Raw genomic sequence first — 14,803 nt, forward strand, 5'->3', positions numbered from 1 at the left:
CAGCCGCTCTTAGTCCGCCCACACACGAGCGTTACGGAACATGCGCATCCAGCCTGCGTCTTCCTGCCAGTCTTCAGGCTTCCAGGAGTTCTGCACGGCGCGGAAGACCCGCTCCGGGTGCGGCATCATGATGGTCACGCGGCCATCACGGCTGGTCAGACCGGTAATCCCGCGCGGCGAACCGTTGGGATTGGCCGGGTAACTTTCCGTGACCTTGCCGTGGTTGTCGATAAAGCGCATGGCAACGGAACCGGACAGATCGGCCTCCAGCAGCGCCTCCTCATTTTCGAACTCGGCGTGCCCTTCACCATGAGCGATGGCGATTGGCATGCGCGAACCCGCCATGCCTTGCAGGAAGATCGAAGCCGACTCCTGCACCTGCACCATGGCCACGCGCGCCTCAAACTGCTCGGAACGGTTGCGCACAAAATGCGGCCAGAACTCGGTGCCGGGAATCAGCTCGTGCAAGTTGCTCATCATCTGGCAGCCGTTGCACACGCCGAGGGCGAAGCTGTCTTTACGCTCGAAGAAAGCCTGGAAGCCATCACGGGCACGGGCGTTAAACAGGATGGATTTGGCCCAGCCTTCGCCGGCGCCCAGCACGTCACCGTAGGAGAAGCCGCCGCAGGCGACCAGACCCTTGAATTCGTCCAGGCTAACGCGGCCACTGAGGATGTCGCTCATGTGCACGTCGATGGCGCTGAAGCCAGCGCGATCAAAGGCCGCAGCCATTTCCACCTGGCCGTTGACGCCCTGCTCACGCAGCACGGCGATCTGCGGACGTACACCCTTACGGATATACGGCGCGCTGATGTCCTGATTGACGTCGAAGCTAAGCTTGGCCGACAAGCCTGGGTTTTCCTCATCGAGGATGGTGTCGAACTCCTGCTCGGCGCACTGCACGTTGTCGCGCAAGCGCTGGATCTGATAGCTGGTTTGCGCCCACTCGCGCTGCAGCAAACTACGCTGGCCAGCAAACACCGGCTGACCGTTAAAGCTGATCGCCACCTCGTCGCTGTTGACCGGCTGACCGATCACCGCCACGCAGTCGCCCAGACCAGCGGCGCTGAACTGCGACAGCACGTCTGGGGTGGCGTCCTGATGCACCTGAATCACGGCGCCCAGCTCTTCGTTGAACAGCACAGCGGCCAGTTCAGCGCTGTTATCCGCCAACGCATCGAGGAACAGATTAAGGCCGCAATGGCCGGCGAAGGCCATTTCCAGCGTCGTCACCAGCAAACCGCCGTCAGAACGGTCGTGGTAAGCCAGGATGTGACCGTCAGCATTCAAGCCCTGGATCACCGCGAAGAAGGCCTTGAGGTCTTCAGCGTCATCCACATCCGGCGCCTGGGTGCCGAGCTTGCCGTACACCTGACTCAAAATCGAAGCGCCCATGCGGTTCTGACCACGGCCCAGATCGATCAGGATCAGGTCCGTTTCGCCCTTATCCATACGCAGTTGCGGGGTCAGGGTCTTGCGAATATCGCTAACTGGGGCAAAGCCGGTCACCACCAACGACAGCGGCGAGGTCACGCTTTTATCCGTGCCCGCGTCCGTCCACTGGGTTTTCATCGACATCGAGTCTTTGCCCACCGGAATGGTGATGCCCAGCTCGGGGCACAGCTCCATACCGACCGCTTTCACGGTGTCGTACAGGCGTGCGTCTTCACCGGGGTGGCCGGCAGCGGCCATCCAGTTGGCCGACAGTTTGATGTCGGAGATTTTCTCGATGTGCGAGGCGGCCAGGTTGGTCAATGTCTCGCCAATCGCCATGCGCCCGGAGGCTGCTGCGTCGAGCAGGGCCAACGGCGTGCGCTCACCCATGGCCATGGCTTCGCCGGTGTACACATCAAAGCTGGTGGCGGTCACAGCGCAGTCGGCCACAGGCACTTGCCACGGGCCAACCATCTGATCACGCGCCACCAGGCCGGTAATGGTACGGTCGCCGATGGTGATCAAAAAGCTCTTGCTAGCCACGGCCGGGTGATGCAGCACGCGGGTTACGGCTTCGTCGATGGCCAGGCTGCTGGCATCGAAATCATCGCCCAGCTCGGCCTCACGGGTCACCGAACGGTGCATGCGCGGCGGTTTGCCCAGCAGCACTTCCAATGGCATGTCCACCGGAGTGTTGGCGAAATAGCTGTCAGTCACCGTCAGATGGGGTTCTTCGGTGGCTTCACCTACCACGGCAAACGGGCAACGCTCGCGCTCGCAGATCGCTTTGAACCGCTCGAAATCGACGGCGCTGACCGCCAGCACGTAACGTTCCTGCGACTCGTTGCTCCAGATTTCGTGCGGGGCCATGCCCGGCTCGTCGTTGGGCACGTTGCGCAGCTCGAAACGACCACCACGACCACCGTCGTTGACAAGCTCTGGGAAGGCGTTGGAAATACCGCCCGCGCCGACGTCATGGATAAAGGCGATGGGGTTGTCGTCGCCCAACTGCCAGCAACGGTCGATCACTTCCTGGCAACGGCGCTCCATTTCCGGGTTCTCGCGCTGCACCGAGGCAAAGTCCAGATCAGCGGAGCTGGCACCGGTGGCGACCGACGAAGCGGCACCGCCGCCTAGGCCGATCAGCATGGCCGGGCCGCCGAGCACGATCAGCTTGGCCCCTACGGTGATCTCAGCCTTCTGCACATGGTCTGCACGAATGTTGCCCATGCCGCCGGCCAACATGATCGGTTTGTGATAACCGCGCACTTCTTCACCGCGCGGCGTCTGAATCGCCTGCTCGAAGGTGCGGAAGTAGCCGGTCAGGGCCGGACGACCAAATTCGTTGTTAAACGCCGCGCCGCCCAGCGGGCCTTCGAGCATGATGTCCAGTGGCGTAACAATGCGCTCGGGCTTGCCATACGGCACTTCCCAAGGCTGCTCGAAACCCGGGATGTTCAGGTTGGATACGGTGAAACCGGTCAGGCCCGCTTTCGGCTTGGCGCCACGGCCGGTGGCACCTTCATCGCGAATCTCGCCACCGGAACCGGTAGACGCGCCGGAAAACGGCGAAATGGCGGTCGGGTGGTTGTGCGTTTCCACCTTCATCAGAATGTGCACCGGCTCCTGCACCGCGCCGTACTGGCGGGTTTTGGCGTCCGGGAAGAAACGCCCGGCTGTGTGCCCGACGATCACCGAAGCGTTGTCCTTATAAGCGGACAACACGCCTTCGCTGTGCATTTGATAGGTATTTTTGATCATGCCGAACAGGGATTTATCCTGACTTTCGCCGTCGATATCCCAGCTGGCATTGAAAATCTTGTGGCGGCAATGCTCGGAGTTGGCCTGGGCGAACATCATCAATTCGATGTCGTGGGGGTTACGCCCCAAACCGTTGAAACTGGTCACCAGATAGTCGATTTCGTCTTCAGCAAGGGCCAGACCCAGCTCAACGTTGGCCTTCTCCAGCGCTGCGCGACCGCCACCGAGGATGTCCACTGCCGTCAGCGGCTTGGGCTGGGCATGGCTGAACAGTGCCGCCGCGCCTTCCATGTTATCCAGCACCAACTGCGTCATGCGGTCGTGCAGCAACTCAGCAACAGCCTGCGCATCAGCTGCATTGAGCTGACCACTGACGTAGAACGCCAAGCCACGCTCGATGCGCTGAATCTTCGCCAAGCCGCAGTTGCGGGCAATATCGCTGGCCTTGCTCGACCAGGGTGAGATGGTGCCAAAACGCGGAATGGTCAGAAACAGGCGACCGTTTGGCTCCTGCACCGGCACACTCGGGCCGTATTTGAGCAAACGGGCCAACACCTGCTCTTCATCGGCATTCAGAACACCGGTAACTTCGGCAAAATGCGCGAACTCGGCGTAGACGCCGGTGACCGCTGGCACCTTGCTGGTCAGTTGTTCAAGCAATTTGCCGTGACGGAAAGCAGAAAGAGCGGGAGCGCCGCGCAGGATCAACATCGGGGACAGCCTCTGGGAAGGGGTGTACTTTGAGGCCGCGTATTCTAGCCTAAAGCGACGCCAACAGCACCCGTGAAGGCCAGCGCCGATAAAGGCGCCTGACACACCCCAGCGCTCCAGCAAAACCCCGACCGCTCGCTGCTCCAGACAAACCCTTCGCTAGCAGAGACAGCGCAGGCTGTCGATATATGGTGCGCATCCGGCTTTGCGTATACTGCGCCGATGTTTGCCCAATCTGTGCTCCGTACGCGCTGCGCCTGCTGGCTGTCGGTGATCGGAATCCTCTTGCTGCTCGTCGGCTGTGCTGAAGAACCCAGCACGCTTGAACGCGTTCAGTCGGAGGGTACGCTGCGGGTGATTACCCGCAACAGCCCGGCCACCTACTTCCAGGACCGCAACGGCGAAACCGGCTTCGAATATGAGCTGGTGAAACGTTTCGCCGATGATTTGGGTGTTGAGCTGCAGATCGAAACTGCCGACAACCTCGACGAACTGTTTGCCAGCCTAAGCAAACCCGACGGCCCGCACCTGGCCGCTGCTGGTCTTGTAGAAAGTGACGGACGGCAGCAACACGCACGCTTCTCTTCGCCTTACCTGCAAGTCACCCCCCAGGTGATATACCGCAACGGCCAACAACGCCCAACCCGCCCAGAAGACCTCATCGGCAAACGCCTGCTGGTGCTCAAAGGCAGCAGTCACGCCGAACAACTGGCCACCCTCAAACTGCAATTACCCGAGCTGGCATACGAAGAGTCGTCTGCCGTTGAAGTGGTCGACTTGCTGCGCATGGTTGATGAGGGGCAAATCGACCTGACGCTGATCGACTCCAACGAACTGGCGATGAATCAGGTGTATTTCCCCAATGTGCGCGTGGCCTTTGATTTCGGCGATGCACAAAACCTGGCCTGGGCCACCGCCCCCGGCGAAGACCTCAGCCTGTTGAACGAGATGGATGCCTTTATCCAGCGCGCCCAGGCTAATGGCAGCCTGCAACGCCTGAAAGACCGCTATTACGGCCACGTCGATGTGCTTGGTTACGTGGGCGCGTACACCTTCGCCAAGCACCTGCAACAACGCCTGCCGCGCTACGAAAAACACTTCCGTGAATCGGCTCAGACCCATCAGGTTGACTGGCGACTGCTGGCCGCCATTGGTTATCAGGAATCACTCTGGCAACCCACCGCCACCTCGAAAACCGGCGTGCGCGGCCTGATGATGCTGACCCTGCGCACTGCACAGGCCATGGGCGTATCGGATCGACTCAACCCCAAGCAGAGTATTGAAGGCGGCGCCAAATACATTGTGCATGTGAAAAAGCAGCTGCCTGAAAGCATCCAAGAGCCGGACCGCACCTGGTTTGCCCTGGCTGCCTACAACGTCGGCGGCGGCCACCTGGAAGATGCGCGCAAGCTCACCGAAGCCGAAGGCCTGGACCCTAACAAGTGGCTGGATGTGCAGAAAATACTGCCACGCCTGGCGCAAAAGCAGTGGTACAGCAAAACCCGCTACGGATATGCCCGCGGCGGCGAACCGGTGCATTTTGTGCGCAACATTCGCCGCTATTACGACATTCTGACCTGGGTGACTCAGCCACAGTTGGAAGGCTCGCAGATTGCGGACAGCAACCTGCATGTACCCGGAGTGAATAAAACGCCGCCACCGGAAGAACTGTCGCCGCTGTAGCCCAGCCTGCCGCTCTATGTGAAAGGGGCTTTAGCCGCGACTGACTTTAAGGGCGCAGAAGCCTCGCGGCTCAAGCCCCTCCCACAGCCAACTCCCGCGCGCTCAGCATGCATCCAGACTGAATGAAGCGGGGAAGATCTCTAGCGCGCTGCGCGGCGCAGCTTGAAGAACTCGCTAAGCACCGCACCGCACTCCTCGGCCAGCACGCCGCCTTCAACCAACACGCGATGGTTGAGAAAGGCCTGATTGAAAAACTCACCACGACTGGCCACAACGCCCGCCTTCGGCTCACTGGCGCCGTAAACAACCCGCTGCACGCGTGAATGGACAATCAGGCCTGCGCACATGCTGCATGGCTCAAGGGTGACGTACAGGGTACTGCCCGGCAGACGGTAATTACTGACGGCTTGCGCGGCCGCGCGAATAGCCACCATCTCGGCATGGGCGCTGGGGTCGTGGGTGGTGATTGGGCAGTTGAAACCGCGCCCGACAATCTGGCCATCCTGCACCAGCACCGCGCCAACCGGCACCTCACCCAAAGCTGCACCTTCAGTGGCCAGGTTTAGTGCCTCGCGCATAAAGTGCTGATCTTGGCTGCGATCAATAATCAGGGGGTGACGCACGCTTAAACGACCTCGATTGATGCCATCAGACCGGTTTCCATATGGTCGATCACATGACAATGGAACATCCACAGACCGGGATTATCCGCGACCAAGGCCACACGGGCACGTTCATTTTTACCGAGCAGATAAGTGTCGGTGAAATACGGAATGATAGTTTTACGATCGGATGCCAGCACCTTGAACGTCATACCGTGCAAGTGAATGGGATGCTGATACTGACTGAGGTTACGCAGCTCAAAGATATAACTCTTGCCCAACTGCAACCGCGCAATCGGCCGGTCGGCACAGGTTTTATCATTGATATCCCAAGCCTGGCCGTTGATCTGCCAGAAACTGTGCGCCGCGCCTTGCTCAAGCCCCACCGACACCGCACCGGCCCACTCAAAGTTGAACGTAAGACTTTGCGCATTGGCCAAATCCGGCTCGGCTACAGGATTAGCCGGCAAGGCGGCCGGCCACTCCCCCACAGGATCGGCGCTGGCCGTTGCACGCAAGGTAGCCAAGCGCAACGGCCCATTGCGCAATGAAAGCTCCGTACCCGCCACCGGTACTTGCAAGCCCAGCTCGATGCGCATGCCCGGCCCCAGCCAGTATTCCTTGTCCAACGGGCGTGGCTCGACTGGGTTGCCGTCCAGCGCATAAATGCGCGCGTCCGCACCCGGCAGGTTAAGGCGATAGGTCAGGGTGTTATCCAGATTGATCAGGCGCAAACGCACCACCTGTCTGGCCGGTAAATCCAAGGTCGGCACGTGCTGGCCATTGACCGTACTCAAGCGCCCCGGCGTCCCGCCCCGAGCCGCTTCGCGCGGCACACTGAATGCAGTAAATGCGCCCTGCTCGTCGACATGCCAGCTTTTAAGGTTGAGCGTGTGGTCATGCAGGAAACCACTTGGCTCGCGCTCATCGACAATCAGCGCACCGACCAAGCCACGTCCGAGTTGCTCACCGCTGGCTACATGCGGGTGATACCAAAAGCTGCCCGCATCGGGGCAAATAAAGTCGTAATCAAAATACTCGCCCGGCAACACCGGTGCCTGCGACACATAAGGCACACCGTCCATGGCCAGCGGCAGACGAATGCCATGCCAGTGAATGGTGGTCGGCACGTCCAGCTTGTTGATAAAGCGCACGCGCAGCCGCTCACCCTGACGGCAGCGCAACTCCAAACCCGGAGCCTGCCCACCATAGGCCCAGGCCGGGGTGATATGCCCCGGCACCAACTCCAGGTCAAGCGGTGCGGCGATCAGCTCATAATCGTGCGTCGCCACATTTTCCGGGCGAGCCAACCAATAGCGCGCGCCGCCAACACCAAGACCAACGACGCCAAGGCCACTGAGGCCAATAAGGATTTGTCTGCGAGTGAACGACATAGGAATTCCCGTGGCCCGGATGCAACCCGGGAAGATATCCGCCTGAAATTGATCAGACTAACAATTGCACTATCTTCTCATTTACGCAACCGAACTGACGACCCCTGAAAACGGACAAGATGCCGCAGCAGAAACGACAAGGGCAGCTTGCGCTGCCCTTGTCGTGGTTCAACTCTCTAGCGAGATCACTCCCACTCAATGGTCGCTGGCGGCTTGCTCGACACGTCGTAGGTGACACGGGAGATGCCTTCGATTTCATTGATGATGCGGCCGCTGACGGTTTCCAGTAGTTCGTAGGGCAGGTGCGCCCAACGTGCGGTCATAAAGTCCACGGTTTCCACCGCGCGCAGGGCGACGACCCAGGCGTAACGGCGGCCGTCGCCAACCACACCCACCGATTTCACCGGTTGGAACACCACAAACGCCTGGCTGGTTTTGTGGTACCAGTCAGCCTTACGCAGCTCTTCGATGAAGATGTGATCCGCACGGCGCAGCAGGTCGGCGTATTCCTTTTTCACTTCACCGAGGATACGCACGCCCAAGCCCGGGCCAGGGAATGGATGGCGGTAGACCATGTCGAATGGCAAGCCCAGTTCCAGGCCGATCTTGCGCACTTCGTCTTTGAACAGTTCGCGCAGCGGTTCGACCAGTTTGAGGTTCATTTCCTCAGGCAGGCCGCCGACGTTGTGGTGGCTCTTGATCACGTGGGCCTTGCCGCTTTTCGCGCCAGCCGACTCGATCACGTCTGGATAAATGGTGCCTTGGGCGAGGAACTGGATATTGTCCAGTTTGCTGGCCTGGGCATCGAACACATCAATAAAGGTGCGACCGATGATTTTGCGCTTCTTCTCTGGGTCGGCTTCGCCAGCCAGGTTGCCGAGGAACTGCTCTTCGGCGTTAGCGCGGATCACTTTGACGCCCATGTTCTCAGCGAACATGGCCATCACTTGCTCACCTTCGTGCAAACGCAGCAGGCCGTTGTCGACGAACACGCAGGTCAACTGATCGCCAATGGCCTTGTGCAGCAATGCGGCGACCACTGAGGAATCTACGCCACCGGACAAACCGAGCAGCACGTTGGCGCTGCCGACCTGGGCACGCACATTGGCGATGGCATCATCAACGATGTTCGACGGCGTCCAGAGGGCTTCACAACCGGCGATTTCCAGCACAAAACGCGAGAGGATACGGCCGCCTTGCTTGGTGTGCGTCACTTCCGGGTGGAACTGCACGCCGTAGTAGCCGCGCGCATCGTCGCTCATGGCAGCGATTGGGCAGCTGGGCGTGCTGGCCAGGATGCTGAAGCCCTGCGGCATGGCCGTGACTTTGTCACCGTGGCTCATCCACACATCCAGACCCAATACACCGTCCACATCGACATGATCTTCAATGCCAGCCAGCAGGCGGCCTTTGCCAACCACGTCAACACGGGCGTAGCCAAACTCGCGCACGTCCGACCCTTGCACCTTGCCGCCCAACTGCTCGGCCATGGTCTGCATGCCGTAGCAGATACCGAAAACCGGTACACCGAGGTCAAACACCGCTTGCGGCGCACGCGGGCTACCAGCTTCATGCACCGACTCAGGACCACCGGCGAGAATGATGCCGCGCGGGGCGAAGGCGCGGATGTCGTCATCGCTCATGTCGAAAGGATGCAACTCGCAATACACGCCAATCTCACGCACGCGGCGGGCGATCAGCTGGGTGTACTGGGAGCCGAAATCCAGAATCAGGATGCGGTGAGCGTGGATGTCTTGATGAGCCATGGCCGTCTCTCGTAGCGGAATTCACAAATAACGCGGGGCTGCCCTGTAAAAACAGCGGCAGCCCCGTGCTTCATATCAACTGATCAGCAATCAGCCTACCCGGTAATTCGGGGCCTCTTTGGTGATCTGCACATCGTGCACATGCGACTCGGCCATACCCGCGCCGGTGATGCGTACAAACTCCGGCTTGCTGCGCATTTCTTCAATGGTCGCGCAACCGGTGTAGCCCATGGAGGCGCGCAGGCCACCCATCAACTGGTGAACGATGGCACCCATCGCGCCTTTGTACGGCACACGGCCTTCGATACCTTCCGGCACCAGCTTCTCGGCACCGGCCGAAGAATCTTGGAAGTAACGGTCGGAAGAGCCCTGCGCTTGCGCCATGGCACCCAGCGAACCCATGCCGCGATAAGCCTTGTAGGAACGACCCTGGAACAGTTCGACTTCGCCTGGCGCTTCTTCAGTACCGGCCAACATCGAACCGATCATCACAGCGGACGCACCGGCCACGATGGCTTTGGACAGGTCGCCCGAGAAGCGGATGCCGCCGTCAGCAATCAACGGAATACCGGTGCCAGCCAGTGCGGCGGCGACGTTAGCCACTGCAGAAATTTGCGGCACACCTACACCAGCGACGATACGCGTGGTGCAGATTGAGCCTGGGCCAATACCAACCTTGACCGCATCCGCACCGGCTTCAGCTAGGGCCAACGCCGCTGCGCCGGTGGCGATGTTGCCACCGATGACTTGCACCTGCGGGAAGTTCTGCTTAACCCAGCGCACGCGGTCGATCACGCCTTTGGAGTGACCGTGGGCGGTGTCGACGATGATCACATCAACACCGGCATTGACCAGTGCAGCCACGCGGTCTTCGGTGTCTGCACCAGTGCCCACGGCAGCACCCACACGCAGACGACCTTGATCGTCTTTGCTGGCCAGCGGGTAGGCTTTGGCTTTTTCGATGTCGTTAACGGTCATCATGCCTTTGAGGCGGAACTGGTCATCGACGATCAAAACGCGCTCAATGCGGTGCTTGTGCAGCAGCTTGCGCACCACTTGGGTGTCTTCGCCTTCTTTGACCGTAACCAAGCGCTCTTTAGGCGTCATCACGTCGCGCACTTTGGCGCTCATGTTGGTCTCGAAACGCACATCACGGCTGGTGACGATGCCGACCAGATCACCGTGGTGCAGCACCGGCACGCCGGAGATGTTGTTTTGACGGGTCAGGTCAAACAGATCGCCCACAGTGGCATCAGCCTCAATGGTGATCGGGTCTTTGACCACGCCCGACTCATAACGCTTGACCTTGCGTACTTCGGCCGCTTGCTGCTCGGGCGTCATGTTTTTGTGGATGATGCCGATGCCGCCCTCTTGCGCCATGGCAATGGCCAGACGGGCTTCGGTCACAGTGTCCATCGCAGCGGACAACAGCGGGATATTCAGCTCAATGCCACGGGTCAGACGTGTTTTAAGGCTGACATCCTTCGGCAGAACTTCGGAATAACCTGGAATAAGTAGAACGTCGTCGAAGGTAAGAGCTTCTTGACTGATACGCAGCATGGCGGGGGCTCCCGAGCGGGAAAATTGGAAGCGCGCCATTATACTCAGACGCCCCCCCGCACTCAACGCAAACTATTGCTTAACCAGCCAATCCTTTGCCGAGAGCCCGCCGCCCCCCTATAACTCGACTCGCACCACGGAAACCGGATAACCCAAGCGAGCGGCGAACTCATCGAGAAAGCTCTGCTTGAAACCCGCATCCGCCCAGTTATTGAAGATAAAACCCAGATTAGAAAAGCCACAGGGCTGCAAAAAGAGAAAGCCGTTGATGTCGTCTTCATGGCCACACAGCGGGCAGGTGAAGTTATCGGTATGCCCCGGCATCCAGTCTTCCAAACTGTCGAATAACCGCTCACCGACCTCGCGCCGACATTCGGGGCAACCCGCCTCCTCTAAAAAGCCTGCCGTAGGCGTATAAATGCAGCGCTTGTAGATGATCTCCAGGCCATGCACCGCCTGCCCAAACGGCAGTAACTCAGGCCGTTCGACCACCCGTCGCGCGCCTTCGCCGATGCCGTAGCCCATGTGTTTGAAGGTGCGACCACAGGTGGTCAGTTGCTCTTCGATGATGTTCTGCTTGACCAGCCAGCGCACGATCAACCGCGCACGCGCCTCGTGGCCGGGAAAGCTGGAAATTTGCGGCACGATGATGGCCTGCTGCTCACTCATATCAGAACTCGGTTTGCGTTGAAGGCGCGCAGCTTAATGGCCACACGACGATGGTCAAGGCCAATCCACTATGGCCGATCGGGTAAAGCCTTTACTATGCCACCCCATGATTAAAGACCCATTCCAACGCCTGAACCTCGACCGCGAGGTGCTCAGCGTCAGCCAATTGAACAACCGCGCCCGCTTGCTGCTGGAAGATGTATTCGGCGGTATCTGGGTCGAGGGGGAAATTTCCAACCTGGCCAAACCGGCATCCGGGCATCTCTACTTCACCCTTAAAGACAGCCAGGCTCAGGTGCGCTGCGCACTGTTCCGGCAGAACGCGGCCAAGGTGCGGCAGGCACTGCGGGATGGCTTAGCCGTTAAGGTGCGCGGCAAGGTTTCGCTGTTTGAAGGGCGCGGTGACTACCAGCTGATTCTCGATGCCGTAGAGTCGGCCGGTGACGGCGCGCTGCGACTGGCCTTCGAAGCACTGAAGGAAAAACTCAGCGCTGAGGGACTGTTCGCCGCCGACGCCAAAGTCGCCCTGCCCGCTCACCCGAAACGCATCGGCATTATCAGCTCGCCAACTGGTGCAGTGATCCGCGACATCATCAGCGTGTTCCGCCGCCGCGCGCCGCAGGTTGAACTGACCCTGATCCCCACCGCCGTGCAAGGCCGCGAAGCCACCGCACAGATTGTTCGCGCCCTCGCGCTGGCCGACGCCCGGGGCTTCGATGCGCTGATCCTAGCCCGTGGCGGCGGCTCGCTGGAAGACCTCTGGTGCTTTAACGAGGAGCCGGTCGCCCGCGCGATTGCCGCCTGTAAAACCCCTATCGTCAGCGCCGTGGGCCATGAGACCGACGTATCCATCGCCGATTTCGTCGCCGACGTGCGCGCCCCCACGCCTTCGGCTGCTGCTGAACTGCTGGCTCCCGACAGCAGTGAACTGGTGCAGCGCCTGCACAACCTCAAGCGTCGCCTGAACCTGCGCATGCAACATCGGCTGGAGCGCGAACGCATGCGCCTAGACGGTTTGCAGCGGCGCTTGCGTCATCCCGGCGAGCGCCTGCGCCAGCATGCCCAGCGTATCGATGACTTGGAGATGCGCCTCAGCCGGGCCTTCGGACGACAGCTGAACAGTCGCCGCGAGCGCTTGAATCACCTGCAAACCCGCCTGCTGAGCCTGCACCCGGAACGCAACCTGAAACTGCTAGACCAACGCCTACAGGCCCTGGCCGAGCGTCTGCAACGCAGCATGCGCGAGGGCCTTAAGGCGCGCCGCCTGCAAATGCACAGTCAGGTGCAAACGCTGCACGCGGTCAGCCCGCTGGCAACGCTGGGCCGTGGTTACAGCATTCTACTGGATGAGCGCGGACGGGCGATTCGCAACGCTGCCGACACCCAACCCGGCCAACGCCTGAAGGCGCGCCTGGGCAACGGCGAGTTGGATGTGCGGGTCGAAGACAACCATGTGCAGCCGGTTACCCTTTCACTGCTCGATTGATTTCCACACAGGTCTCCCATGCGTTTAGTCACCCTGTTCACCCTGCTCTGCCTTGCCCTGCCCGTCCACGCCGAAGGCTTTATCAGCCGTCTGCTTAACAAGCCCGTACCGGGCGGCGTGGCGGTGGTCGATCTGGGTCCTGCAGCCAGCGCCCCCAGCGTACGTTATCAGAACAAACCGGTGCTGGTGATCCATGAAGATCAGCAGCGCTGGATCGCCATCGTCGGCATCCCGCTCAGCGTCAAGCCTGGCAATCAGCAAATCAGCGTTAACGGCAACCAGACGTTGAGCTTTCAGGTGGGCAGCAAGCATTACATGGAGCAACGCATCACCCTTAAGAACCCGCAGCAGGTCAACCCAAACGCCGCCAACCTCAAGCGCATCGAGCGTGAACTGGCCGAACAAACCCGCGCCTACCAGCAGTTCAGTGCGCGTCAGCCGAGCAACCTGTTGTTTGACCGCCCGGTTAAGGGCCCGTTGTCGAGCCCCTTCGGCCTGCGCCGTTTCTTTAATGGTGAAGAGCGCAACCCGCACTCCGGGCTGGATTTTGCCGCCAACACCGGCACCTCCATCAAAGCGCCAGCCGCTGGCAAGGTGATCCTGATTGGCGACTACTTTTTCAATGGCAAGACCGTGTTTCTCGACCACGGCCAAGGGCTGATCAGCATGTTCTGCCACCTCTCCGCCATCGACGTAAAACTCGGTGATGAGATTCCCCGTGGTGGCCACCTCGGCAAAGTCGGCGCCACCGGCCGAGCCACCGGGCCGCACCTGCACTGGAACGTGAGCCTGAACGACGCCCGCGTCGATCCGGCGATTTTTATTGGCGCGTTTAAACCCTGAGTAAGGACGACTTGCCATGCGTATCCGCGCACAAACCTCTTGCCTACTGATTATCGATATTCAGGAACGCCTGTTTCCCGCCATCGATCAGCATGCCGAACTGGCGGCTAATGCCTTGTGGCTGCAACAGGTGGCGCAGCGTATCGGTGCCCCCGTGCTGCTCACCGAGCAATACAGCAAGGGCCTGGGGCCAACCATTGCCTCGTTGCGCGCCGGGCATGCGCCAGAGGCTATTGTCGAGAAACTGCACTTCTCGGCGGTCAGTGAAGGCGAGTTGTTGCAACGCCCTGGCGCTGAGCGGCAACAGTTCATCGTGTGTGGCAGCGAAGCGCATGTCTGCGTGCTGCAAACCGTACTTGATCTGCTCGAGCAAGGCCGCACGGTGTTTGTCGTGGCCGAAGCAGTCGGCTCGCGTCAACCCTCGGACAAGCTCCTGGCCCTGCAACGCATGCAACAGGCCGGAGCCGTGATAGTTTCGCGCGAGATGGTCGCCTTCGAATGGCTGGGGCAAGCCGGGAGTGAGTTGTTTCGCAGCATCAGCCGGGAATTTATCCGTTAACGCGCTACACCCCTGCGCAATCCAAGCTAAACAGCACACGCAAAAGCGCCATAAAATCGCAAGCACACATAGATGGCGCGATTTATCACCAATTTTTCCAGCATGCTTGCACGCTTTAGCCTCTCTGGTTAGGGTTGACGGCATGCACATAAATCACACGCTTATTCTGCTGCGCCAACACGCCAAGCCCCACAGGGATGTGGGAAATGCCGCTAGCCCGCCGGGAGCGGGCACGGCACTTTGTTTGGTCAGCCAACGACTGCGTGGCTAACTCTTAAGCCCCGCCCAGTCTTATTTTTTCAAATTCCGCCCGGCTCGCCGATTGCAGCCGCGCT

The 14,803-nt window shown here is 60.1% G+C and carries 10 protein-coding genes; 4 read left to right on the forward strand and 6 right to left on the reverse strand.

Annotated elements, in window-relative coordinates:
- Positions 1–9: 9 nt before the first annotated feature.
- Positions 10–3,906: a phosphoribosylformylglycinamidine synthase gene (gene purL, locus AUK77_RS12230; RefSeq protein WP_296130104.1), complete on the reverse strand. Its 3,897-nt coding sequence runs from the start codon at positions 3,904–3,906 to the stop codon at positions 10–12.
- Between the two features lie 222 nt (positions 3,907–4,128).
- Between purL and mltF the strand changes: the two genes are divergently transcribed.
- Positions 4,129–5,589, forward strand: coding sequence for a membrane-bound lytic murein transglycosylase MltF (gene mltF / locus AUK77_RS12235; RefSeq protein WP_296130107.1), 1,461 nt, complete (start codon positions 4,129–4,131; stop codon positions 5,587–5,589).
- Positions 5,590–5,729: 140 nt separating this feature from the next.
- On the opposite strand, the gene tadA is transcribed toward mltF, so the two are convergent.
- From tadA to AUK77_RS12260, 5 genes are all read right to left on the reverse strand, one after another.
- Complete coding sequence (gene tadA / locus AUK77_RS12240) at positions 5,730–6,212, reverse strand: tRNA adenosine(34) deaminase TadA (RefSeq protein ID WP_296130112.1); 483 nt, start codon at positions 6,210–6,212, stop codon at positions 5,730–5,732.
- A 2-nt stretch (positions 6,213–6,214) separates the two neighbouring features.
- A complete protein-coding gene (locus AUK77_RS12245; RefSeq protein WP_296130115.1) occupies positions 6,215–7,585 on the reverse strand; it encodes a multicopper oxidase family protein in 1,371 nt (456 codons plus the stop codon).
- A 185-nt stretch (positions 7,586–7,770) separates the two neighbouring features.
- Positions 7,771–9,351: a glutamine-hydrolyzing GMP synthase gene (gene guaA / locus AUK77_RS12250; RefSeq protein ID WP_296130118.1), complete on the reverse strand. Its 1,581-nt coding sequence runs from the start codon at positions 9,349–9,351 to the stop codon at positions 7,771–7,773.
- A 90-nt stretch (positions 9,352–9,441) separates the two neighbouring features.
- Positions 9,442–10,911, reverse strand: a complete 1,470-nt coding sequence (guaB, locus tag AUK77_RS12255) for an IMP dehydrogenase (RefSeq protein ID WP_296130121.1) — start codon at positions 10,909–10,911, stop codon at positions 9,442–9,444.
- Positions 10,912–11,028: 117 nt separating this feature from the next.
- Positions 11,029–11,580, reverse strand: a complete 552-nt coding sequence (locus AUK77_RS12260; RefSeq protein ID WP_296130123.1) for a sugar ABC transporter ATPase — start codon at positions 11,578–11,580, stop codon at positions 11,029–11,031.
- A 106-nt stretch (positions 11,581–11,686) separates the two neighbouring features.
- On the opposite strand from AUK77_RS12260, the gene xseA reads away from it, so the two are divergent.
- From xseA to AUK77_RS12275, 3 genes are read left to right on the forward strand one after another with little or no spacing between them, the layout of a single operon-like run.
- On the forward strand, positions 11,687–13,066 hold the full coding sequence (xseA, locus tag AUK77_RS12265) for an exodeoxyribonuclease VII large subunit (RefSeq protein ID WP_296130126.1): 1,380 nt from the start codon (positions 11,687–11,689) through the stop codon (positions 13,064–13,066).
- Between the two features lie 18 nt (positions 13,067–13,084).
- Positions 13,085–13,909, forward strand: coding sequence for a peptidoglycan DD-metalloendopeptidase family protein (locus tag AUK77_RS12270; protein ID WP_296130129.1), 825 nt, complete (start codon positions 13,085–13,087; stop codon positions 13,907–13,909).
- Positions 13,910–13,925: 16 nt separating this feature from the next.
- Positions 13,926–14,468 carry a hydrolase gene (locus AUK77_RS12275; protein ID WP_296130130.1) on the forward strand — a complete coding sequence of 181 codons (543 nt, stop codon included), beginning with the start codon at positions 13,926–13,928 and terminating at the stop codon, positions 14,466–14,468.
- Positions 14,469–14,803 lie beyond the last annotated feature (335 nt).

Origin of the sequence: Pseudomonas sp. Ga0074129 (assembly GCA_001465025.1) — a bacterium.
Classification (GTDB): Bacteria; Pseudomonadota; Gammaproteobacteria; order Pseudomonadales; family Pseudomonadaceae; genus Aquipseudomonas.

Coding starts and splice junctions, on each gene's coding strand:
- purL (WP_296130104.1), bottom strand. CDS start 3,906: ATGTTGATCCTGCGCGGCGCTCCCGCTCTTTCTGCTTTCCGTCACGGC.
- mltF (WP_296130107.1), top strand. CDS start 4,129: ATGTTTGCCCAATCTGTGCTCCGTACGCGCTGCGCCTGCTGGCTGTCG.
- AUK77_RS12245 (WP_296130115.1), bottom strand. CDS start 7,585: ATGTCGTTCACTCGCAGACAAATCCTTATTGGCCTCAGTGGCCTTGGC.
- guaA (WP_296130118.1), bottom strand. CDS start 9,351: ATGGCTCATCAAGACATCCACGCTCACCGCATCCTGATTCTGGATTTC.
- guaB (WP_296130121.1), bottom strand. CDS start 10,911: ATGCTGCGTATCAGTCAAGAAGCTCTTACCTTCGACGACGTTCTACTT.
- AUK77_RS12260 (WP_296130123.1), bottom strand. CDS start 11,580: ATGAGTGAGCAGCAGGCCATCATCGTGCCGCAAATTTCCAGCTTTCCC.
- xseA (WP_296130126.1), top strand. CDS start 11,687: ATGATTAAAGACCCATTCCAACGCCTGAACCTCGACCGCGAGGTGCTC.
- AUK77_RS12270 (WP_296130129.1), top strand. CDS start 13,085: ATGCGTTTAGTCACCCTGTTCACCCTGCTCTGCCTTGCCCTGCCCGTC.
- AUK77_RS12275 (WP_296130130.1), top strand. CDS start 13,926: ATGCGTATCCGCGCACAAACCTCTTGCCTACTGATTATCGATATTCAG.